At 42.3% G+C, this 21,224-nt stretch carries 23 protein-coding genes and 1 tRNA gene; 8 read left to right on the top strand and 16 right to left on the bottom strand.

The genetic code is table 11. From position 1 onward, the window contains the following. The 12 genes from flgK to Q4519_RS04515 all read right to left on the bottom strand — a co-directional run bounded on the left by flgK (position 1) and on the right by Q4519_RS04515 (position 11,699). Positions 1-1,998, bottom strand: a complete 1,998-nt coding sequence (gene flgK / locus Q4519_RS04570; protein WP_232800355.1) for a flagellar hook-associated protein FlgK — start codon at positions 1,996-1,998, stop codon at positions 1-3. A 149-nt stretch (positions 1,999-2,147) separates the two neighbouring features. Beyond that, positions 2,148-3,197: a flagellar assembly peptidoglycan hydrolase FlgJ gene (gene flgJ / locus Q4519_RS04565; protein WP_232800354.1), complete on the bottom strand. Its 1,050-nt coding sequence runs from the start codon at positions 3,195-3,197 to the stop codon at positions 2,148-2,150. 8 nt (positions 3,198-3,205) lie between these two features. Then, positions 3,206-4,303: a flagellar basal body P-ring protein FlgI gene (locus Q4519_RS04560; RefSeq protein ID WP_232800353.1), complete on the bottom strand. Its 1,098-nt coding sequence runs from the start codon at positions 4,301-4,303 to the stop codon at positions 3,206-3,208. A gap of 20 nt (positions 4,304-4,323) precedes the next feature. Beyond that, complete coding sequence (gene flgH, locus Q4519_RS04555) at positions 4,324-5,013, bottom strand: flagellar basal body L-ring protein FlgH (RefSeq protein ID WP_303510011.1); 690 nt, start codon at positions 5,011-5,013, stop codon at positions 4,324-4,326. Between the two features lie 10 nt (positions 5,014-5,023). Continuing rightward, complete coding sequence (gene flgG, locus Q4519_RS04550) at positions 5,024-5,812, bottom strand: flagellar basal-body rod protein FlgG (protein WP_303510008.1); 789 nt, start codon at positions 5,810-5,812, stop codon at positions 5,024-5,026. A gap of 21 nt (positions 5,813-5,833) precedes the next feature. After that, complete coding sequence (gene flgF, locus Q4519_RS04545; RefSeq protein WP_303510005.1) at positions 5,834-6,580, bottom strand: flagellar basal-body rod protein FlgF; 747 nt, start codon at positions 6,578-6,580, stop codon at positions 5,834-5,836. A 136-nt stretch (positions 6,581-6,716) separates the two neighbouring features. Continuing rightward, positions 6,717-8,048 carry a flagellar hook protein FlgE gene (flgE, locus tag Q4519_RS04540; RefSeq protein ID WP_232800350.1) on the bottom strand — a complete coding sequence of 444 codons (1,332 nt, stop codon included), beginning with the start codon at positions 8,046-8,048 and terminating at the stop codon, positions 6,717-6,719. A 46-nt stretch (positions 8,049-8,094) separates the two neighbouring features. Further along, on the bottom strand, positions 8,095-8,892 hold the full coding sequence (locus Q4519_RS04535) for a flagellar hook assembly protein FlgD (RefSeq protein WP_303509999.1): 798 nt from the start codon (positions 8,890-8,892) through the stop codon (positions 8,095-8,097). A 12-nt stretch (positions 8,893-8,904) separates the two neighbouring features. After that, positions 8,905-9,327: a flagellar basal body rod protein FlgC gene (gene flgC / locus Q4519_RS04530; protein ID WP_303509996.1), complete on the bottom strand. Its 423-nt coding sequence runs from the start codon at positions 9,325-9,327 to the stop codon at positions 8,905-8,907. A gap of 2 nt (positions 9,328-9,329) precedes the next feature. Further along, positions 9,330-9,725 carry a flagellar basal body rod protein FlgB gene (flgB, locus tag Q4519_RS04525; protein ID WP_232800347.1) on the bottom strand — a complete coding sequence of 132 codons (396 nt, stop codon included), beginning with the start codon at positions 9,723-9,725 and terminating at the stop codon, positions 9,330-9,332. A gap of 182 nt (positions 9,726-9,907) precedes the next feature. After that, on the bottom strand, positions 9,908-10,750 hold the full coding sequence (locus tag Q4519_RS04520) for a protein-glutamate O-methyltransferase CheR (protein ID WP_232800581.1): 843 nt from the start codon (positions 10,748-10,750) through the stop codon (positions 9,908-9,910). 31 nt (positions 10,751-10,781) lie between these two features. Then, the gene (locus Q4519_RS04515) at positions 10,782-11,699 is read right to left on the bottom strand and encodes a chemotaxis protein CheV (RefSeq protein ID WP_232800346.1); all 918 of its coding nucleotides are present in this window, start codon (positions 11,697-11,699) and stop codon (positions 10,782-10,784) included. 242 nt (positions 11,700-11,941) lie between these two features. Here Q4519_RS04515 and flgA point away from each other — a divergent pair, with 242 nt between their 5' ends. The 3 genes from flgA (at position 11,942) to Q4519_RS04500 (ending at position 13,460) form a co-directional block, all read left to right on the top strand. Beyond that, positions 11,942-12,619, top strand: coding sequence for a flagellar basal body P-ring formation chaperone FlgA (flgA, locus tag Q4519_RS04510; protein WP_232800345.1), 678 nt, complete (start codon positions 11,942-11,944; stop codon positions 12,617-12,619). Between the two features lie 74 nt (positions 12,620-12,693). Then, a complete protein-coding gene (flgM, locus tag Q4519_RS04505) occupies positions 12,694-13,014 on the top strand; it encodes a flagellar biosynthesis anti-sigma factor FlgM (protein ID WP_232800344.1) in 321 nt (106 codons plus the stop codon). Further along, positions 13,014-13,460: a flagella synthesis protein FlgN gene (locus Q4519_RS04500; protein ID WP_232800343.1), complete on the top strand. Its 447-nt coding sequence runs from the start codon at positions 13,014-13,016 to the stop codon at positions 13,458-13,460. Before flgM ends, Q4519_RS04500 begins: the two co-directional genes overlap by 1 nt. A gap of 44 nt (positions 13,461-13,504) precedes the next feature. On the opposite strand, the gene Q4519_RS04495 is transcribed toward Q4519_RS04500, so the two are convergent. Both Q4519_RS04495 and Q4519_RS04490 read right to left on the bottom strand, forming a co-directional pair. Beyond that, positions 13,505-13,581: transfer RNA gene (locus tag Q4519_RS04495), tRNA-Arg, on the bottom strand. A 66-nt stretch (positions 13,582-13,647) separates the two neighbouring features. Beyond that, the gene (locus Q4519_RS04490) at positions 13,648-14,778 is read right to left on the bottom strand and encodes a flagellar assembly protein T N-terminal domain-containing protein (RefSeq protein WP_303510260.1); all 1,131 of its coding nucleotides are present in this window, start codon (positions 14,776-14,778) and stop codon (positions 13,648-13,650) included. 439 nt (positions 14,779-15,217) lie between these two features. On the opposite strand from Q4519_RS04490, the gene Q4519_RS04485 reads away from it, so the two are divergent. Further along, a complete protein-coding gene (locus tag Q4519_RS04485) occupies positions 15,218-16,042 on the top strand; it encodes a FlgO family outer membrane protein (RefSeq protein WP_232800341.1) in 825 nt (274 codons plus the stop codon). Positions 16,043-16,057: 15 nt separating this feature from the next. After that, positions 16,058-16,510: an LPP20 family lipoprotein gene (locus Q4519_RS04480; protein WP_303509981.1), complete on the top strand. Its 453-nt coding sequence runs from the start codon at positions 16,058-16,060 to the stop codon at positions 16,508-16,510. A 73-nt stretch (positions 16,511-16,583) separates the two neighbouring features. Here Q4519_RS04480 and Q4519_RS04475 read toward each other — a convergent pair whose 3' ends face one another. Next, positions 16,584-17,432: a hypothetical protein gene (locus Q4519_RS04475; protein ID WP_303509979.1), complete on the bottom strand. Its 849-nt coding sequence runs from the start codon at positions 17,430-17,432 to the stop codon at positions 16,584-16,586. 120 nt (positions 17,433-17,552) lie between these two features. Continuing rightward, positions 17,553-18,593, bottom strand: coding sequence for a porin (locus Q4519_RS04470; RefSeq protein ID WP_303509976.1), 1,041 nt, complete (start codon positions 18,591-18,593; stop codon positions 17,553-17,555). Positions 18,594-19,179: 586 nt separating this feature from the next. On the opposite strand from Q4519_RS04470, the gene Q4519_RS04465 reads away from it, so the two are divergent. From Q4519_RS04465 to Q4519_RS04455, 3 genes are all read left to right on the top strand, one after another. After that, complete coding sequence (locus Q4519_RS04465) at positions 19,180-20,007, top strand: SDR family oxidoreductase (RefSeq protein ID WP_303509973.1); 828 nt, start codon at positions 19,180-19,182, stop codon at positions 20,005-20,007. A 37-nt stretch (positions 20,008-20,044) separates the two neighbouring features. Further along, positions 20,045-20,932 (top strand): TraB/GumN family protein, encoded by an 888-nt coding sequence (locus tag Q4519_RS04460; protein WP_303510258.1) that lies wholly within the window; start codon positions 20,045-20,047, stop codon positions 20,930-20,932. A 132-nt stretch (positions 20,933-21,064) separates the two neighbouring features. Next, entirely contained in the window at positions 21,065-21,220 is a 156-nt protein-coding gene (locus Q4519_RS04455) for a DUF3149 domain-containing protein (RefSeq protein WP_303509969.1), read from the top strand. Positions 21,221-21,224: the final 4 nt, after the last annotated feature.

Raw genomic sequence — 21,224 nt, 5'->3', positions numbered from 1 at the left:
TTACCTCGCCGCATTCAATAAGGTATCAAAGGTGGCCCTAGCAGCACTGACAATTTGCGCTGCAGCGCTATAAGACTGCTGGAATTTCAATAAATTAGAAGCCTCTTCATCGAGATTTACACCCGACACGCTTTCATGCCAATTAGTGCTTTGATCAAGTTTGGCCACCGAGGCTTGAGCGGCAACAATGGCATTACCGGTACGCTCACCAATACTTGATTGCATACGGGAAAACCCTTCATGTAGCGTCATTAAATTGTCGCCTGATGCGACGACATTTTTACGCATTAGGCTTTGGTTTTGTAAATCTGCCATTTTTAGGCCGTTACTATTATCAGCAAAGCCGTTGTCGTTAAATCCAATTGAGAATGTCTCGCCATGAAGCGGGTTCCCCGTTAGGCTAATCTCATAGCCGGGATCCGTAATAGCTGGCACAGCGTTCGCTAACAGGTTCTCTCCAGTGCCAGGAGGACTCGTCACACTACCCAGTAAATTTGCGGGGCTATTGCCGTCATAGATTTCATAAACGATGTTACCGCCAGAGGTATTTATCAATACCTGCTGTGGCGCAGCAGCAGTTAGCCCCGTCGTTGCGTTAAAAGCATAGGTATCGGTTGCCGTTACCCCTTCTAATTCAATATGAGCTTTACTGGTATTGCTAGCACTCGCATCCACTCGAATAGGTGACGCCAACGCTAGCTCTTCAGGGCGCACCATGCTGATATCAATTAAGTCGGCGGCATCACGGGTAGGCTGAACTAAAAATTTGTCTCCTGCCACATATGGCGGCGGATCAAAATCGAATTTAAGACCGTGGCTTGGAATTTCAATACTGCCTGGCAATGCCCCTACTATATCCCCAGCGGGGATAAGGCTGCGTTGTCCATTCTCTAGCGCATAAACTTCAAAACTATTGGCACCAGTCATCCGCACTTCGTAGTCAGCAGCCGTAACGGCACTGCCTAAGCCGGGTAAAAAACTACTAGTAATCCCTTTTGAGGTATCAGAATTACTGGCGTAATTATGCGAAGTTGTGGTAGGTAGCTGAAAAATATCGCCACCAATATTGCCATCTAAATCCATCCCTAAGCGGTTTTGAGTATTAAATGCATCCGTGATAGCAATGGCCAACTGCCCCATACTATTCCTAACTTTGCCTATTTCTTGATCGCGAAAATCAAACAAAGCGGCCAATTTACCACCTGCTTTGGTGCCGTTAATGCCAGCACTAACGCCCGCAATAGAATACTCTAAATCACTTTTTCGGCCATCGGGGTTACCGTTAACAACCTGAAATTGTGAATATTCAATTCCCGTCACTAACGGATCACCGTTACGCAGCATTACCTGCACAGCACCACTTTTACCGTCAATAACATTGATATCGACCTTTTCAGCAAGCAAGCGTATGGCCTCATCACGATGATCGAGTAACGCGCCCGATGCACCACCGGGCAAGTTATTGGCTTGCATTACTTCTTTATTGAGTTCACCGACGTTTTTAATTAAGGCGTTAATTTCAGAAACTTCTGTACCAATTTCTTTATTAACCGTTTTCTCTTGCTCGCTGTAATTCTTAGCTAGCATGTTATAAGTGCTGATCAACGATTTAAGCTCGCCTAACATCAGCTGTCGTGTATCAAGGGAAGTGGGATCGTCATTGGCGGTATGAACAGATTGGTAGGTCGAATCAAAGGCGGTGCCTAAGTTATTCGCCTTATCGCTCATCATAGCGTCGGTACGCTGTAGCTCAAAACTTAACGCTTGAGCATAGGCATTTATACTGGTGTCGCGGCGCATTTCACTTTGAGCAAATTGGTCTAACACACGACGATCAACAATACCTGACACCCCGGCATTAAACTGATCGGAAACGGCTATATTGCGCTGGCGGGTATAACCCTCAGTATTAATATTTGAAATATTATTACCTGTGGTCGCCAACATGCGCTGAAACGCATTAATGCCTGATGTGCCAATTTGTAATAGATCTGCCATAACAACCTCAGTTTCTTCCATGCCCGAAACGGACACCGACGGAAAACAATCACTTGTTCTAGCAATGCATTAATTATGCCAATTATATATAGCGAGTAATATAGTAGACTAGGAAACGGCGGCAACCTTTTACCGCATAATGCGCTGTATTAAATGTGTGATTCGACGCGTTTTAGCACACTCATCACTTTATCGGCGTAGCGAGGATCGGTGGCATAGCCGGCTTTTTGTAGCTGACGCATAAAACGCTCGGGATCATCAGTGGTTTTAAGAGCATGTTGGTAGCGTGGGTTTTGCTGTAAAAACTGCACATAATCGCTAAAGCTTTGTTCAAAATCTTGATAAACGCGAAACTTAGCGCGCTCTTTCACTGCTACCCCATCGTAGTATTCTAACGTGTCTTTATTCGTGTGTTTGCCTTCCCAGCGACGGTCCGCCTTAATGTTAAACAAGTTAAAGCTAGAATCATTATTCATGGTTTGAATAACCTTTTTACCCCACCCCGTTTCAAGAGCCGCCTGTGCCACCAAAATAGTTGGGCTCACGCCAAGTGCCTGCGCCGCTTTTTTGGCAAAAGGTAATAACGACTGCACAAAAGATTCTGGGCCATCAAATTTAGCCGCCTTACTCGCTTCAATTTTTAGTAAATCCGCCTCTGATAACGCCTGCTCTAGTGCGCGACTTGAAGCTGCGAGCGCTTTTACATCATGAGAAGAAGGTAAAATGGAAGACGGTGATAACGGCAATGGGCCATGATTAGAAACACTGCGTCGCGCTGGCACACTGAAAGCGTCAGGGGTGCTATCTTTCATCACGGTGGCAAAAGTTTGGCGCCCTGGCATATTGAGTGGCTCACCCTCTTCGCGCTTGGTGTGGCCATAACTGGGATCAAGCTGTCGTGTTAACACCTCAGCTAAGCCCATGGTACCCGACTGGCTTAATTCCAGGGATAGCTGCTGATCTTGCATTTGCTGATAAAACTTAGTGTGACGATTATTAAATGGACTGTCGGTTTCAAACGCTTCGTTTGCTTGGCGCATGCTTTTAATTAACATCCCAGTGAACATAGCTTCAAATTGCTTGGCCACTTCTGATAGTGCACCCTTCTCATCTTTTTGCGCGGCTTCACGCAATGAGTTTAAGCTTTGCACATCGTAATACGTGCTGGGTTGTATATTGCTTGCGCCTAGTTTATCCATGTTACCGCCTAGATAATAATTAACTCACCTTGCAGCGCGCCGGCTTGCTTTAAGGCTTCTAAAATTGCCATTAAGTCACCCGGTGCTAAACCGACTTGGTTCACCGCACGAACCAACTGGTCTAAACTCACGCCAGTATCAAACTTAAACATACGACTGTCTTCTTGAGTGACATTAATTGTACTGTTATCTGTCACAACTGTTTCACCACCCGCTAATGCATTAGGCTGTGACGCAGTCTGCGCTTCTGCGATAGTCACCGTGATACCACCGTGAGTAATGGCTGTTGGCAATAAACGAACATCTTTACCAATAACAATGGTACCAGTGCGTGAGTTCACTATTACTTTGGCACTTTCTGACGCAGGCTCAAAGTCTAAATTCTCTAACGTTGCAAGATAAGACACACGTTGCGAGATATCTCTTGGCGCATAAACACGGACCGACGTCGCATCCATTGGCTTTGCAGTATTTGGGCCAACTAGCTGATTGATGGTATCCGCCATACGTTTAGCGGTGCTAAAATCAGGTCTATTTAAGTTGAAAGTGAGATAATCACCATTGCCAAAGGGAGAAGCGATCTCACGTTCAACAATCGCACCATTAGAAATACGACCAACGGTTGGCGTATTGATAACGACTTTTGAGCCATCAGCCCCTTCGGCGCCTAAACCACCTACCACTAAACTACCTTGTGCAAGGGCATAAACGTTACCATCCACCCCTTTTAGAAAAGTTTGTAACAATTCACCGCCACGTAAGCTTTTTGCTTCACCTATAGCAGACACAGTTACGTCAATTTTTTGACCAGGTTTAGTGAAAGCGGGTAGTTCAGCAGTGATCGCCACAGGGGCAACATTTTTTATTTTAAGTTTTACGCCCTGAGGTACATTAATGCCAAAGTTACGTAGCATAGTGGCAAAAGACTGCTCTGAAAACGCACTGCTTTTTTCACCTGTGCCAGGTAAGCCAACCACTAAACCGTAACCTACCAATTGGTTAGAGCGAACCCCTTCAACAGAGGAAACATCTTTTATCCTCACCGCTTGGCTATTGAAGCTAAACAATAGTGCACTGAAGGTAAATATTGCGAGTAAGCGTTTCATAATCTATTCCTTCACTTAATCTATAGTGGCCAGTATGGGCCGTTGAAGAATTTGGTTAACCACCCCTGACGCTGAGTGTTGGCAAAATCACCGGTACCGCCATATTGAATGCGTGCATTAGCTATACGCATTGATGAAACCGTATTATCACTGGAGACATCTTCCGCTCGTACAATCCCCGTTAGGCGCACAAATTCATCACCGTTATTGAGCATGATCCACTTCTCACCTCGTACCACAAGGTTGCCGTTGCTAAGCACTTTCACCACATTAACCGAGATATTACCGTTCAAGCTGTTACTTTGGTCAGCTTGTCCTTGCCCGCTAAAGGCGCTGGTTTGCCCCAGTCCAAGTTCAATCGGATTACCGCCAATTTTAGCTACACCACCTGGGATGGTTATCTGGTCAAGACTAAAATTATTACTCTTATCTAGGTCAGATTTAGCTTTCTTTTTCGCTGATGTTGATTCTTGCAAATAAACAGTAATGATATCGCCGACACGATGAGCCTTAATATCAGAATAAAGGTTATTAGCGTATTTTTCTTGAAACAAAGAGCCCGTTTGCACCACTTGTGTCTCAGGATCTTCTGGTATCACTGGCGCAAACTCAGGATCATTTTTAACCGGATCATCAGGCAGTGAAGTACATGCGCCCAGCGATAAGACAAGCATGGATATAGTAAGTTGTTTTAATTTTGAAGAATTCATGACGCTCTCCTTACAACTGCTGGCTAACAAATGACAGCATTTCGTCAACGGATTTAATCACTTTTGAGTTCATTTCATAAACTCGCTGACTTTCTATTAAATTAACCAGCTCTTCAGTAACATTAACGTTTGATGTTTCCAGTGCGCCTTGCACTAAAGAGCCAATGCCATCATTACCCGGAATACCTTGTAGTGGCGCACCACTTGAACCCGTTTCTAAGTACAAGTTTTGACCTATGGGTTCAAGACCAGAGGGGTTAACAAAGTCCGACAGATTTAACTGACCAATGACTTGTGCCTCTGCTTGACCGGGTACTTGAACCGACACTTCACCATCTTGTGACACGGTAATGGATTGCGCATCTTGCGGCACTTGAATCTCAGGCTGCAACGGATAGCCCGCTCCTGGTGTCACAATTGTCCCTTCATCATTGAGCATGAATTGACCATTGCGGGTGTAAGAAGTGGTGCCATCGGGCATTAATATTTCAAAAAAACCACGGCCATCGATCATCATATCGAGAGAATTGTCAGTGGTTAAAATATTGCCTTGCTCAAAGTTTTTTTGGGTTGCCACTACTTTTGAACCAGAGCCGACCATTAAGCCAGAGGGTAATTTAGTGTCTTGCGACGAACGACCACCTGGTTGATTGATGGTTTGATATAACAAATCTTCAAATATGGCGCGGCTCTTTTTGAAGCCCACGGTACTGGCATTTGCCAAGTTATTAGAAATGGTCGCAACATTAACTTGCTGCGAATCTAACCCTGTTTTACTTATCCATAGAGCGGGATGCATAAAGCCTCCTAGTAAAAATTATTAGATAATGCGCAGTAAGCTGTCTGACGCGCGGTCAATATCTTCTGCTGTTTTCATCATTTTGATTTGCATCTCAAATTGACGCTGTAAGTTCATTAAGCTGGTCATTTCGCTGGCGGCGTTAACATTGGAGCCCTCTAGCGCACCTTGTAGCACTTCGACGCCCAATGCCGCAGGCTCAGGTTGGCCATCTGCGCGGCGAAAAAAACCATCTTCACCACGCATTAGATCTTTAACATCTGGGTTGACCGTTTTAATCATACCCAATTCTTCCATCGCATTTGGCGGTGCGCCTTCAGGGCGAATTTCCACCATACCATCACGACTAATTTCAATTTTTTCTAACGGCAGCGGAAAGATGATTGGCGTACCATTAATGCCTAGCACCGAATTTCCCTTCATGTCTTTTAGCTCACCTGTGACATCAATGGTTAATTTACCATTCCGGGTGTACATTTCTTCACCCGCAGGGTTTTGCACTGCAATCCAACCTTGGCCATCGATTGCTAAGTCCAAGTTATTACCTGTTGTTTGCAGTGGGCCAGGCTCAAAGTTTTGTGAGGTCACTTCTGTTAAAGAAAATACTCGCGTTGGTAAACCAGGACCAAAGGCTTGCATCGAGCGAGCTTGCTCCAAGTCTGATTTAAACGCAGTGGTATTCACATTTGCAAGGTTGTTGCCGCGTACGGCAATCCCGTTCATGTTTTCTTTGGCGCCTGACATGGCGATATACAGTAAATTGTCCATCTGCTTACCTTAGTCAATTCTCTGGCACTGATGCCTTAACTAGGTTAATGCAAACACAATGCCAAAAATAATAAATAAGCAAAATGGGATAAAAAAAAGGCCACTTTCGTGGCCTAATCAAGGAGAGGTTTCCTGGTTACCTGATCTGTAGAATAGTTTGCTGCAAGGTACTGTTCACTTCCAGCGCCCGTGAGTTAGCTTGGAAGTTTCGCTGTGCGCTGATCAAATCCACTAACTCAGTCGATAAATTAACGTTAGATTGCTCTAAGTTCGATGAATTGATTTTACCAAAGGTACCCGAGTTACCCTCACCGGCAATAGGCTCACCTGAGTTTTGCGTCGCTTGCCATGACGTGTCGCCAATCTGCGCTAACCCTTGAGTGTTATTAAATTTTGCAATCGCAACTTTACCCATATATACGGTAGAGCCATTACTAAACGTCGCCTTCACTAAGCCATCAGTTGCGATGTCTATCCCTGTCAATTTACCGACTGTTGAGCCATTTTGTGACAACGCAGACACTTCAAAAGCAGCACCAAATTGTGTTGGATTATTAAAATTAAATGTCACGGTCTGAGTAGGATCTGCGCCATTAGTTGACCCCAAAGCAACCGTAGTAATGGGTAATGGGGACACTGGTGTTCCTGGATCTAATTCACCATCGGTTCCAAATACCATACGGGCCGATGTTGGTATAGTTGTATTCGGGTTACTCGCATTAGCAACATTAGCCGTACCGCCAGCAATATCAACGGGCTTTTTATCAACATAAGTGACCACATCCCAAGAGTTTTCAGCGATTACTGGCGGGCCGACAGGATCTGGCGTACGTTTGATGAAATAAGTTTGGGCGACATGAGGTTCGCCTAAAGAATCATAAGTTGTAACAGAAGTTGATGACGTGTAGGTATCAGGATTACCTGGGTCAAAGTCGCCAATATCATGCTCTGTACCACCCGATGGTAAATTAAACGTCATATCAACCTGATCGGTTTGGGTGGGCGAACCAACACTTGTACTGATTTGCAATGGCCGCGTTGCCGCCATACTCACAGAAGATGGGTTACCGTTTGAATCAACAGGGTAAGCTTGTAAAAACTGACCACTAGCGTTAACAACATAGTTTTCTGAGTTTAAATTAAATGCGCCAGCACGAGTGAAATTGCGGGTTAATGTTGTCGGATCTTCTGCTGTTACAAAGAAGCCTTCCCCACCAATTGCCATATCGAGAGAGTTTTGGGTTGTGAGTAAACTACCTTGATGGAACTGCTGAGCAACTTGAGCTGTTTTAACCCCATTACCCGTAGCCGTTTTACCATTCGAAAAAATCGATGTAGCGTAAACATCGGCAAACTCTGCTCGTGATTCTTTGAAACCAAATGTGTTGACGTTAGCTATGTTATTAGCGGTAACATCAAGGTCTTTTTGCGCTGCATTAATGCCGCTAAGTGCAATATTAAAAGACATAACTACTCTCCTTTATCATTCTTTGATGGCAATTGAGTTATCATTATTAAGCACCCAATTGCTCTTTAAGTCTTGCTGCTACCTGCTCTACACTCTCCCCAGCATTATCATCAGGCTCTGAGGGTACAGTGGGAGGCGTCACTGGTAAGTTACCCGCCGTCTGAGATACCTCAAGAACATCAGACAACATCACACTTCCTATCCCTTGCAAATTTAATACCACACCGTTAGTTCCACCAGCCAAGCTGACACTTTCAACGTGTGCATAATTAGCAGTAGGTAAATCCGTACTCTCACCATTTACTCGGGCATTTGCTTTCACTTTATAGTTGCCAGGCGGCATTAATTCGCCGGCTTCATTCTTGCCGTCCCAGCTATAGCGCACATTGCCAGCAGGTTGATCATCCATTTTAATAACTCTAACTAAGTTACCTTTTTCATCTTCAATGCGCACGGTCAAGTTATTCATTGGCTGACCAGAAATGGCGACACCTTCTAATGCTTTATTTTTGGCGAGGTGTCCTTCATCAGTGGGAACGAGTACATTTCGTCCAACTAAACCGGAAGCCTGTAGCGCTTGGGTTGAACTCATAATTGAGTTCATGCTCTCAAACTGCTTCCCCATATCAGCAATACCTTCTGCTGTGGTAAACGACGCCATTTGTGCCACCATTTGCGCATTATCAACCGGCTTAAAAGGGTCTTGATAAGCAAGTTGCTGTGATAAGAGCGAAAAAAAGTCTTCTTGATCAAGCTCTTTTTTATTCGCTTCAGCGGCCTTATCGGTAATGCTTTTCTCTTCCCAATATAAGTTGCTGGTCGAGACATTATTTACGCTACTCATTTAATGCCTCCTTTACTGGCTTTTACCAAGTTGAAGTGTTTTTGATAGCATTTGTTTTGCCGCATCCGCTATCTGTACATTAGTCTGATATGAGCGAGAAGCACTCATCATATTGGCCATCTCCTCCACCACATTCACATTGGATCGGTAGATAAAGCCGTTGTCGTCAGCCATTGGATGATTAGGTAGGTATTCACGTGTTAATGGCGCATCACTTTCAACAATACCAAGCACCTTTACTTTCACATTCGCACTTTGCTGACCTTGAGCCTTGCTTAATTCAGCAGCAAAAACAGGACTACGAGCACGGTAGATTTTATCGACACTGCTACTGACACTATTGGCGTTCGCCAAGTTACTCGCGGTGGTGTTCAACCGTACAGATTGAGCGCTCATCCCCGAAGCAGAAACATCTAACACTCTAAATAAGCTCATAATTATTGTCCTTTAATGGCTTTTCTGAGAGAGGCGATCTTACTGTTTAGAAAACTCAGACTCGCTTGATACTCCATTGAGTTTTGCATAAATTGATTTCGCTCAACCTGAACATCTACGGTGTTACCGTCGCCTGTGTCAGGCTGATTCGGCTGTCTGAATTTAATACCCGGCTGTAAATCTGATTGCATAGTGAAGTGCCTAGTATTCGTTTTCTCAAGTGAAAACTGACTCCCTGATTTCGCGGCAGCAAGGGCATCAGAGAAGCTAATATCTCTTGCCTTATAATTAGGTGTATCTGCATTGGCAATGTTACTTGCCAGCATTTCAGAGCGCTTAGATCTAATGCCTAACGTATACTGATGTATGCCTAATGCTTTTTCAAAATTAATGGCCATATATCCTCCTGCCTAACTAGGGATATACAAAGCAATTCATGTGCCAAGTTTTAATATAGGTTTTTATTAACTTTTAACTGATAAACAGCAGTCATTAGCGGTATGGAAGGACAACAAGGTCTAGCAGAGGGAAAAAGTTTGCCATAAAAAAAGCGGCAACTTGCCGCTTTTTATTGGTCGAGTTAGCGCCTAGGCTCGGGAGCCTTCAGCTTATATACAATACCGGGATTACAACGTTGCATTTCAAACCTGTCGGTTAAACCGGTTAATGATTCAGACGCCCCCAGCATTAAATAGCCGCCAGGATTAAGGGCTCCAGCAAATTGATTAAGAATTTTCGATTTAACTTCAGGTGAAAAATAAATCAGCACGTTACGACAAAAAATAATGTCAAATTTACCAAGCAGAGTGTAACTATCAAGTAAGTTAAACGAACGAAAAGAAGCCAATTTTTTGACTCTTTCTGACACCCTCATGCGACCGGAGCCGTCATTAACCGCCTCAAAAAACTGTCGTTTGCGTTCCGGCGATAAACCTCTAGCTAAGGCTAAAGAGTCGTACTCACCTTTTTTACAATGCTCGAGCATCGCACTCGATATATCCGTGCCCAATATCTGTACGCCTTGCGGCATTGCGCCAGGCTTTTTCATTTGGTATTCAAGTGTCGACATCGCAATGGAATACGGCTCTTGGCCTGAAGATGATGCGGCAGACCATATTTTAAGTGGTCTTTTATTCGCACTTAAGTCTGGGTAAAGCTTATCAACTAACAATTGGAATGGGTAAGTATCACGAAACCACAGCGTTTCATTTGTTGTCATGGCATCAATAACAGAGGCTCGCAAGTCTCGTTCACGAAAACTCATTGAACGCTGAATTAACTCAGGTAATGAATCGACCTTATATTGGCTTAATAACGGCGATAGCCTACTCTTCACCAAATATTGTTTATTTGCCCCTAAAACAATCCCACACTGTACTTCTAAAAAGTCAGAAAATTGTTTATATACTTCATCAGACAACATTTTTGCAGTCAAATTAATGCCCTTTTAATATTTAACTGTTCACCGCTTCTTTCACCGCAGTCGCTAGTTCATCAGGATTAAACTTGGCAATAAAATTATTTGCACCAACTTTATTAACCATAGCTTGATTGAAAACGCCGCTTAAAGAAGTATGCAAGATAATATGCAGTCCCTTTAGTGCTGGTGTAGCTCTAATTTCAGCCGTAAGGGTATAGCCATCCATTTCTGGCATTTCTATATCAGAAATAACTAATGCTATTTGATCGGTAATAGGCCCATCTTTCGCCATCTCTTTCAGCATGACCAAAGCTTCACGCCCATCTTTAGCCAGTAAGCATTCTACACCTAACGATGTCACCGCTTTTTTCACTTGATTACGTGCCACACTAGAATCATCTGCAACTAAGATTTTCCGACCATGAATTTTTTCACTGGTATCTGGTGTTTTAAGTGACTCACTGACATCCGTATTAACTGGAGAAATTTGGTCCAAAATTTTCTCTACGTCAATAATTTCTACTAACTCATTGTCAACCTCTGTAACCGCAGTCAGGTAACTAAAGCGCCCTGCGCCCTGCGGTGGCGGCATAATTGCCTCCCAGTTCATATTAATAATACGTTCAACAGAATTAACCAAGAAACCTTGCACTGAACGGTTATATTCAGAAATGATAATAAAGCACTTAGACAAGTCTTCAATTGGTCGGCCACCTGTTGCCAAACTAAGATCTATCACTGAGATCGTTTTACCACGAATGTGAGCGACACCTCGAACAACTGGGTGTAGTTTTGGCATGGAAGTCAATGGCGGGCATTGCAGTACTTCTTTTACCTTAAATACGTTGATACCGTAACGTTGGCGCCCCACCAGTTTAAATAGTAATAGTTCTAATCGGTTTTGTCCTACAAGCTGGGTACGCTGGTTTACCGAATCAAGTAATCCTGCCATAACTGTCTCCGTTTATAATTCAATCGCTTCTGCATTCGTTCTGCTCGATACACCTACCTTGCAATGGCATCGCTATTGCAAGTTTGCAAATGTGTATCCAAACGCTCATGCTTAATTGTGTTTAGTTGCAATGAGCAAATTGCATGAGTTAAGTTTAAACCCTATTTTCGCACTAGGTTGAGAAATTAAACCTAATATACTGATTTTTTGACACCAAACCTTATATCAATACTAGGAGCAAAATGCTGAATCGGATTTTTATTTTATTATGCAGTTTAGGTATTTATCAGGCTTTTGCTAGCCCTAATTACCATATATTGATAGAAAAGATGGCAGAAGATGAAGTTGCAGCACAAATTCAGTCACCCGCCAATGGCAAAGTAGACATCCAAGCAACGCCATTGGATGATCGATTATCGCTGACACAATGTGAAGCACCGCTAGATGTCGTCATAGTAAATGGCCAAGTTAGAAAAAACACCGTGGTCAAAATTACCTGCGATACCGCCCCTTGGCACACTTATGTCCAAGTTCGTGTCAAAATAACGACTCCTGTAGTAGTCGCTAAACGGTTACTGGCACCTGGTGCCATTCTTTCAGACCAAAACATTACAATCTCATTTGTTGAGCTTTATACACTGAGAGGCAATGTAGTTGCCGATCCACTCAAGTTATATGGCGTAAAAGCAAAACGCAGGATCCCGAAAGGTCGTGCAATTAAAATGCGTGATGTTTGTTTTATTTGTAAAGGGGATAATGTAGTGATTAAAGCAAGAGTGAGTGGCCTTGAGATAAAAACCAATGGTATTGCTATAAATAGTGCCTCACTCGGTGATACCATTCGTGTTAGAAACGCCCAGACGAATAAGGTTGTGGTAGGAAAAGTGACCGGCATAAGCGAAATGGAAGTAAAATTATAATTTCTGCTAAAGTTAGTGCTATCGCTGCCGATAAATCTAATACCGGTATTATTACATCTAGATAGGTTGTTATTATGGCTATTAATATGCACAACGTTGGTAACAGGTCCAACCTTAATGTAGAACAAAAACAACAAAAGCAAGAGCAATTGACTCGTGCGAATGAGCAAGCGCCAAGTAAACCGGCTGCAAGTAAAGATTCTGTTTCTTTAACGCCACAGGCACAAGCATTGAACAGCTTAAAAAAGCAGTCGTCAGAGCCAGCGGTTAACCGTGAGCGTGTTGAGACCCTCAAAAAAGCGATACTCAACGGTGAATACAAAATTGATGCAGACAAGTTAGCTAAAAATATGACAGAATTTGAAGCTAAATTCGGTCAATCATTTGGTGTCTAATGCCTAACTCAATCTCAGATTCAATTTTAGCTTTGCTAAAACAGCAACTTGACAACACTAGCTTATTAGCAAAAGTGATCGATGATGAGTATCAAGCACTAATAAAGCGCGACTCAGATACGCTTAACCAGTTGGTACAAGATAAACAATCTTTACTCGCACAAATAGAGCAACAGGATCTCAATATACAACAGCACCCCGAAGCAAGTGCTTTAACAGATCAGTCAGCTCAAGACGTGCAGCAAATATTGAATGAAATAAAGCAGCAATTTATTACATGCCAGCAGCAAAACAGCGTTAATGGTGAGTTAATTGAAATGAGCTTGCGCACTACTCAGCATCTAGCCGGCGTGCTCAACCAGGCCAAAGCAGCTAATTCATTAACATACGATGCTAAAGGGCAAGCAAGAGGAGGAAGTTTACTCGGTAAAGGCATAAAAGCGTAAAAGCGTAACCTGCTTTGTATTAGCTGTATTAGTTCAGACAAATATGGCGCTTCCTACAGGAGTCGAACCTGTGGCCTACCCCTTAGGAGGGGGTCGCTCTATCCTACTGAGCTAAGGAAGCATGGCATAATTATACTCAACCCTTTTATTAAATATACTTTTTATTTCAATACGCCGCTCTTGAAGCTTATTTAATATTCGCAAAATCATTGAGTTGGATGTTACTCGCTGGCAGTGAATCCAACGCCTGCAAAACTGCAGAATCCCGATACAATTCTATAACCTTAGTATGAATTGCACTACTCTCTTGACGAAAGCGTGGAATGCCAAATTGATCCGTATAACTGCCATTATGTGACAACTGAATAGCTTGACCAATTTTCAAACCATTTTTACTGCCAAGATTAATCTGTACCTTATCATCATGAACGGCAATAACTTTTGCCATCGTATCAACACACTCCAACGCAGCAGTTGTATTAATCAACACATCATCCATTACGGCTAATAAACGCTGACCATAGGGAGCATCCCAGAATTTTTTTGAAGATAAATCAACAATATCTTGCTCTTTATAGGTCCACATTGCGCGCTGACGATAGTGTTTAACGTCAAGTAGTTCGCCAGATAGACCATCAAATAAATAAGTACTTAAGTAAAAATTTCTTGGTGCCTCTTTAAAGAAGAAGTCGTATGGTTGCTTCTTGTCTCGCTCAACGGAAACATCATCGATACTCCCCAGCAGCACAAACTGACTATCAGCCCGACTGGCGATAGCAATGACTTGATCACGTACCGCATGGTGCCTAGCATCAAGTAAATTAGGATTAAAATTAACATTTTGATTAATGAATTGGCGCACATCAAAGGCACTATGATTAAGGCTTAACAAATTATTAAGCTTGCTTGTAAATTCACTATCAATATGAAATATTCCCCCATTTATTGCTTGCTCTCTATTTCTAAGCTTAAAACGAACCAATGCCAAAGATTTGGCATATTGCTGTTGCTGACAGCGAGGTTGATCACTCGCTAAAACATCTACTTGAACGGAAACATAAATAAAACCATTTTCAATACGTTCACTCGTTACTTTCAAGCCTCTAATTTCACCTTCTCCGGCCAGCTGTAACTGCTCCTTAGCTAAAATGCCATTATCAAGTTGCTGTAAGCTTTTGATAGAAGCGCCTGCATACAATAGCGCTTGTCTGACAGCGTCTTTCACACCACTTTCCCGAGCTTGAGCTATATCGTCATTGAGAATAGGCGCTTGCCCTTGGGCTTCAAACCATGCCGCTTGTGCCGAGCTGGTAACCATAATGAACCAAAAAATGCAGATAAACCTAGCCATAACACAGCCTCACTAATGCAAAATAAACGAGTCGATAAAAAGACCATTGACCACAGCCCAAATTGAATAAACGCCCAAGTACGAGAACAATATAGAGCCAATACCATTTCAAGTGACATTTAGACTTAAAGCAATAAGCAAGCAATATTTAGGCCAAAATAATCTACTGCAGATTGTTAACAGCACATCAGTTGTGGCACTTGGTACATTTATTGCTTTATTTCTAACCGAGGTGTTAGCAAGACATTGGGCTTACTAGTCACATTTACCTAAATTTTAATTATTTAGCCAAAAGTCATAATGTTCATCGTTAGTAGTCACTAAAGTGTTAAAGCTTTATTTAGCTAAAGAATTGAGCATGTAAGTCGATATAGCTATTTATAGATAGATCGATAGAGGGAATGAAATGAACAAACAAGCTTGGTGTCTCTGTTGTGTCGCCATAACAATGTCTGGCTGTGCAACCCAACCTAAAAACGATATTGTCATTATCGATCCGAATGCATCGGAAAATATTACCACTAACAGTCGGCAATATACTGCCGATTCACAAACCTCAGTCAATACGATTTATGTCCGTTCAAGTACATTACCCACGAGCCATGCTGATAATGAAACAAAATCGCAATACTATGGCAGCTACGTCTCTCCGGGATACCGCAGTTGGCGCCAAGTTCAGCCGAAGCGACCTGATATGTTGCCGGGCGACCGCGCGCGCGAGCTTGACTACATCATACGTGCTTTAGCCGATCAACTAGCCCTAAATAGGGATCCTAACGCGAGTAAAACGCCTATTGCGGTCACTTCTTTATCTAATATTGATGACTTACAAAATACGAATTGGCTCGGGCAGGCAATTTCTGAGGCGTTTATTCATGAACTGCATATTCGTGAAGTGCCTGTCATTGACTTTAAAACGACAGGGAAAATAAAAGTAACTCCAGAAGGTGACTTCGTATTTAGCCGAGAGTGGGACCAGTTGCGTAGTAAAATTCCGGTTTATCGTATTTTCACTGGCACCATGTCACGTAATGATGAAGGTGTGGTAGTGAACGTTAGAACCATTAATATGCAAACTTTACTGGTAGAGTCTACAGGACGTGCTTTCATTCCGAATCGCTTATTAATAGGTGCTAAAAACAGCTTAAATGCAGGTAAAAACGATGCCTATATTCAAAGATCCAGCGTCCCTTCAGGGGTGAACGGTCGTACTGTCGAATTTGTAAAATAATTAGGAGTCATCGCTATGTTCAAGGCGCCTCTCATTGCTGCAGCATTACTCCTTAGTGGTTGTTCGCAAATTGCAAATACGCACATCGAGTATGAAACCGTCAAACCAGAAAAATTCCCTGTTCTGATTGCAGTGGGCTATGCTCCAATTGATTTACAACCTGGCGCAACTAAGCAGCAAAAAATGCTCAATGCTATCCGCGCATCTAAACTCGATGCTTATAGAGAGCTAGCGGAACAAGTTTATGGGCTACAAATCAGCAGTCAAAATACCTTAAACACATACATTATCGGCTCAGATAAGGTAAAGGCCCAAGTAGATGGCTTGATCAAAGGTGCACGAGTGGTGCAAAGCTACCCAATGGGTGAAATGTATGCCACCGAATTAGAATTAGATACTGAGCAGCTATATTACATAAACGAAATGCAAAGCATGCCACAAAAAGTGAAAAAGATTACTTACTACTAGCCAATTACTCATCTAGCCCCATAAAAAAAAGTCGCGTAATGCGACTTTTTTTATTCTCAGGAAGACTGATGCTCTATTTAATATTTTCTACTGCCCAAGTCAGTAGCTCAGAACGCTCAGCAACCGTTGCTTCGTCATACCAATAAGCCAACATTTCCATTTCTTTGTTATCTGCTTGCAATGGCGAATCTATCTTCTTGCGATTCTTAAGAGCCCAAGAAATAAAAGCCTCTTGTTCAGCGGATGATACCTTAGCAAACCAATACTCTGTCATTTCTACAGCAGTGCTTTGTTGAGACTTAGCTTTTGCAGCAACCGGTGTTGCCACTACCGCAGCTCCTGCAGCAGCGTTACCTGCTTGGCCATTAATGGTATTTAAATCTATATTTGCTTGTTTATAACGCAACATCATGCCATCGATGTAAACAGCTGGAATAACATATTTCAGACCTTTGCTAGAACCTTCGAATAATAGTTCGAAAGGTAAACCTTGCTCTCTAGCGTCTATGATATCAGCTGTGGCTACTGGAAACTTTACCCATTGATTCGTAACGCAGTTGTCATTACACATCTGGCTGCTAACCTTGCGGTCTTCTAAATCAACTAACTGTGAGTTAACTTTTGCATGAGTAAATTCATTGGAAGTCTGAAAGTAACTCACATCTAAAAAAACATAAGAAAAAGCGTTTTGCGGATTATCTCGAGGTAGTTCAGAAAGGAGATATAAAACTGTGTTTGAAGCTTTTACGCCATGCTCAGCTGTTGGCTTCAGGCTAATTTTTGACCCTGCTATTTTTACCGAGTTATACCCTAATTCAACTTCCGTATTACTGGCAAACTCATTAGCACTGGTCTTCTCTGGGTTCGCTGCGCATGCAGACAGCCCAATAACAGCAACAGCCATTAGCAAAGGTTTTATCATTGTATTTTCCAATAAAGCATCTAAAAACAAGTAACTTATTCTATCATGTCACCATAAAGATGACAGACAAAAAAAACGCCGGCATAAGCCGGCGTTCAAAGTTTTTAATATTAAGTAATATTAGAAACCGTATTCTAGACCAACACGTACAACTGTATCTTCGTTAGTGCCGCCTTGTAGGTCACGGTTAGCAACACGTAGGTAAGGTACGAAACCGTTTACTACGTACATAACTTGACCAGAAACAATGCTATCTTCAACGTTCTTAACTTTATTGCCACCAACTTCTGGGTCTAGGTTAGCAGTGTAACCTAGTTTGAAGCCTAGTGAACCAGCCCAGTATTGACCGATGATAGAGTAAGAGTCTTGAGTACTCTTGATGTTAGTTACGTTGTCTTTTGACTCACCAGATTTGAATGCACCAGCAAGACCGAAACCAGCAGGTAGGCTAGCTTCAAAACCTAGTAGGTAACCAAAAGTATCTACGTCGTTACCACCGAATTTATCAGCAGTTTCGAAACCACCGTGTAAAGTAACCATATCAGCGATAGTGTAGTTTACGTTACCACCGAAGTAGTAAGAACTTTTAGTAGCTGCACCTGAGATAGATTTAGCGTTTGCAGCATCGTCATCACGACCAACAGCTAGAGCGAATGTTAGACCGCCTAGAGATGGAGAGTCGTAACGGATTGTGTTTGATTGACGATCGTAGTAGTAAGCAACGTCACCGCCCCAGTCCCAAGAAGCACCTAGACCTGGGTTAGCGTATGGCCAGTCGATTAGTTCGTACATAGGAGTTAGAACACGACCAAAACGTACTTTACCCCAGTCGCCTTTAAGACCGATGAAAGTATCACGTTGACCTAGAGTACCGCCAGCAACGCCGCCGTGTGCCCAGTCGATGTTATCAACGTAACCGCCTTCGATTTGCATGAAAACTTCAATGCTATCAGTCATTGCTTTACCAGCACGGAAACCGATGCGAGATTCGTTTTCTAGTACAGGACCTTGATCGTTAGCAATATCGCCGTAGTCAACGATAGAGATTGCAGCAACACCGTAAACTTCAACATTAAAGTCGTTGTTTTGGCCGATTTCGTAAGCATTTGCGCCCATTGATGCAGTTGCTAAAGCAGCTGCTACTAGAGTTTTCTTAAACATTTGTCGCTCCTTGAATATAGACTCAGCGTTTTAAGTCAGTTCCTGTGTGTATAAATCCTATACAGCTGGAACTTTATTTCTTCATTAAATGTAACCAAATTAGTTACAAATTCTTATTTGGTGGTATAGCAAATCATTTGCTCACCGCCTTATGGAATTTCATACTACCTTCGCATTACAAATTATCAATATAATTTACCAAACAAAGAACAGAAAACAGAGTTTGATCACAAAAACATATTGAACTTTTTTCAATTCATTATAAAACAATGGGTTACGTGATTTTGAATGTTACCGAAGGGGGTTTAAATACTGCTTAGCTAACAATGAATATCTAAACATTTGTTAGCAAATTGTCCAGCACTGCTAATTCATGTTTATTTATCATAGGGTTAAGATAAGCCTTAGCCAAGGCTGAATATAAATACAAAATTTGAGTATTTTGTAAGTAAAAGGATTATAACGCCCTTAACCGAGCGTTCAACTTTTCAACACAAATTATGTTTGAGTATTTGAGTTAGCTCGCCTTTTTGCTTAAGTTAAGCCTTGGTTATTGTACATTTCATGTCTATCAGTAGAGAAAATAATGAATTCGACAGTTTTAATTAGCGGGTGCTCTAGCGGAATCGGTCTTTATTGTGCAGCCCAGCTACAACAAGCTGGCTTTCAGGTTTTTGCCACAGCGCGAAAAAAATCAGACTTGGCCCATTTACGCGCAATAGGCTGCCAAGCTATTTATATGGAAATGTCTGATCCTCAATCTATACAGCTTGCAGTAGATGAAATTCTAACTGCTACTAATGGCAAACTGGATATATTATTCAACAATGCAGCCTTTGGCCAACCTGGCGCCGTGGAAGACTTACCAACACAAGCCCTAAGGGAGCAATTTGAGACCAACTTATTTGGCTGGCATGAATTAACCAAACTTATTATCCCTGTGATGCGCCGCCAGGGTCATGGCCGAATTATACAAAATAGTTCGGTATTAGGATTAGTCGCGATGAAATACCGCGGAGCCTACAACGCCAGTAAATTTGCTTTAGAGGGATTAACCGATACCTTGCGGTTAGAGTTAGCTGGCTCAGGCATCCATGTATGTTTAATAGAGCCCGGCCCCATCAAAAGCCAATTTAGACATAATGCACTACGAGCATTTCACCAACACATTAATATTGCGAATAGCCATCACCAGCAAGCTTATGAAAATACAATTGCTCGCCTTAGCGCATCAGAAAGCAGTAGTGCATTTACCCTAGAGCCCATAGCCGTATTTCGCGCGCTCAAGCACGCGATTCAAGCACCTAAACCCAAAGCGCGGTATTATGTTACCTTGCCAACCTATGTTTTTGCTCTGTTGCGAAGAGTATTACCAACACGTTGGCTCGATTACCTGTTAAATAAAAGCGATTAATTAGCACACTCTTTTAAAGGAAACTAATGTGAAACGGATGGTATTATTTTTTGTTGCAACCCTCGTATCTCAATTTTGCTTTGCTAATAGCACCCCTGCGTTCTGGCAACTGACCAAACAAGATCATGCAACACTGCACATTTTAGGCTCCATTCATGTCGGCAGTGAAGAGCTTTATCCTCTTCCCGCTCATATAGAACAAGCATTCAATAATGCTTCACAACTTATCGTAGAAGTCGATATGAGCAGAGTAACAAAATCGGATTTAGAGGAAGTACAACGCTTAACCCACTTACCTAATCCGCAAAGGCTAGCTGACGTTATGCCTATTGAACAATATCGCACTTTAAAGGCTATGCTAAAGCCGCTGGGATTAAATCGTCCTGAAGTAAAAGCATTACAACCTTGGTTTGTTATTATTTCAGCCATGCATTTAAAGTTAGAGCAAATTGGCTATTTAGCCGCAATGGGTATTGATCAACATTTCATTCAAAGCGCTAATAAAGTCAAAAAACCTATCGTTCAACTTGAAAACATGCAAAAACAAATCTGGTATATGTCGCAGCTAGCGCAAGAGAGTGAAGAATTTGTTGAGCAAAGTATGAAAGAGTTAGCAGAAATCGACCAACTCGCTCCCAAGTTATTAGAGGCTTGGTCTCAAGGTAACTTGTCGAAATTAACAACCTTACTCATTGCAAATGACCAGCCAGAAAAAGATCTCAATGCTTTTCAAACAATGATGTTAGAGAGAAATCAAGACTGGTTCGAGCAATTAACTGCACTCCCCAAAGAAAGTGACGCATTCATTGTCGTTGGTACATTACACCTTACTGGTGAATCCAACCTGATTGAACTACTCGAGCAGAGCGGCTATCAAGTCACAAGCATTGCACAAGAGATTGAGCCAGCCAGTGTTGTTGATTAACAAATTGTGCAAAGCTCCCTTTCGCCTTGACTCGATTAACGTTGTTATAACATCCTTGCTTGATCAGGATCATCACATTTAAAACGAGATGTTTTTACACTTTCGTCACTAGCTATATATGAGGATACAGTGATGGAACTTTGGATGGACCTACTTTTTGGCAACCCTATCGGACTTGCATCTATGGCTGTTATTGGCACCACAGTTGGCCTATGCACCTTTTATGCGGTGTATTTTTTAATCAAAATAAAAAATGCGAAGCCGCCAGTGGAAACCCATAAAGCATGATTTC

Source organism: Motilimonas sp. 1_MG-2023, from assembly GCF_030547455.1.
Lineage (GTDB): Bacteria > Pseudomonadota > Gammaproteobacteria > Enterobacterales > CBDFNC01 > Motilimonas.
Note: the sequence above shows the minus strand (reverse complement) of the source record. Positions and strands in the feature narration are given on the sequence as shown.

Excerpts from the sequence above, each read along its gene's own strand:
- flgK (WP_232800355.1), bottom strand. The coding sequence starts at position 1,998 with ATGGCAGATCTATTACAAATTGGCACATCAGGCATTAATGCGTTTCAG.
- flgJ (WP_232800354.1), bottom strand. The coding sequence starts at position 3,197 with ATGGATAAACTAGGCGCAAGCAATATACAACCCAGCACGTATTACGAT.
- Q4519_RS04560 (WP_232800353.1), bottom strand. The coding sequence starts at position 4,303 with ATGAAACGCTTACTCGCAATATTTACCTTCAGTGCACTATTGTTTAGC.
- flgH (WP_303510011.1), bottom strand. The coding sequence starts at position 5,013 with ATGAATTCTTCAAAATTAAAACAACTTACTATATCCATGCTTGTCTTA.
- flgG (WP_303510008.1), bottom strand. The coding sequence starts at position 5,812 with ATGCATCCCGCTCTATGGATAAGTAAAACAGGGTTAGATTCGCAGCAA.
- flgF (WP_303510005.1), bottom strand. The coding sequence starts at position 6,580 with ATGGACAATTTACTGTATATCGCCATGTCAGGCGCCAAAGAAAACATG.
- flgE (WP_232800350.1), bottom strand. The coding sequence starts at position 8,048 with ATGTCTTTTAATATTGCACTTAGCGGCATTAATGCAGCGCAAAAAGAC.
- Q4519_RS04535 (WP_303509999.1), bottom strand. The coding sequence starts at position 8,892 with ATGAGTAGCGTAAATAATGTCTCGACCAGCAACTTATATTGGGAAGAG.
- flgC (WP_303509996.1), bottom strand. The coding sequence starts at position 9,327 with ATGAGCTTATTTAGAGTGTTAGATGTTTCTGCTTCGGGGATGAGCGCT.
- flgB (WP_232800347.1), bottom strand. The coding sequence starts at position 9,725 with ATGGCCATTAATTTTGAAAAAGCATTAGGCATACATCAGTATACGTTA.
- Q4519_RS04520 (WP_232800581.1), bottom strand. The coding sequence starts at position 10,750 with ATGTTGTCTGATGAAGTATATAAACAATTTTCTGACTTTTTAGAAGTA.
- Q4519_RS04515 (WP_232800346.1), bottom strand. The coding sequence starts at position 11,699 with ATGGCAGGATTACTTGATTCGGTAAACCAGCGTACCCAGCTTGTAGGA.
- flgA (WP_232800345.1), top strand. The coding sequence starts at position 11,942 with ATGCTGAATCGGATTTTTATTTTATTATGCAGTTTAGGTATTTATCAG.
- flgM (WP_232800344.1), top strand. The coding sequence starts at position 12,694 with ATGGCTATTAATATGCACAACGTTGGTAACAGGTCCAACCTTAATGTA.
- Q4519_RS04500 (WP_232800343.1), top strand. The coding sequence starts at position 13,014 with ATGCCTAACTCAATCTCAGATTCAATTTTAGCTTTGCTAAAACAGCAA.
- Q4519_RS04490 (WP_303510260.1), bottom strand. The coding sequence starts at position 14,778 with ATGGTTACCAGCTCGGCACAAGCGGCATGGTTTGAAGCCCAAGGGCAA.
- Q4519_RS04485 (WP_232800341.1), top strand. The coding sequence starts at position 15,218 with ATGAACAAACAAGCTTGGTGTCTCTGTTGTGTCGCCATAACAATGTCT.
- Q4519_RS04480 (WP_303509981.1), top strand. The coding sequence starts at position 16,058 with ATGTTCAAGGCGCCTCTCATTGCTGCAGCATTACTCCTTAGTGGTTGT.
- Q4519_RS04475 (WP_303509979.1), bottom strand. The coding sequence starts at position 17,432 with ATGATAAAACCTTTGCTAATGGCTGTTGCTGTTATTGGGCTGTCTGCA.
- Q4519_RS04470 (WP_303509976.1), bottom strand. The coding sequence starts at position 18,593 with ATGTTTAAGAAAACTCTAGTAGCAGCTGCTTTAGCAACTGCATCAATG.
- Q4519_RS04465 (WP_303509973.1), top strand. The coding sequence starts at position 19,180 with ATGAATTCGACAGTTTTAATTAGCGGGTGCTCTAGCGGAATCGGTCTT.
- Q4519_RS04460 (WP_303510258.1), top strand. The coding sequence starts at position 20,045 with ATGGTATTATTTTTTGTTGCAACCCTCGTATCTCAATTTTGCTTTGCT.
- Q4519_RS04455 (WP_303509969.1), top strand. The coding sequence starts at position 21,065 with ATGGAACTTTGGATGGACCTACTTTTTGGCAACCCTATCGGACTTGCA.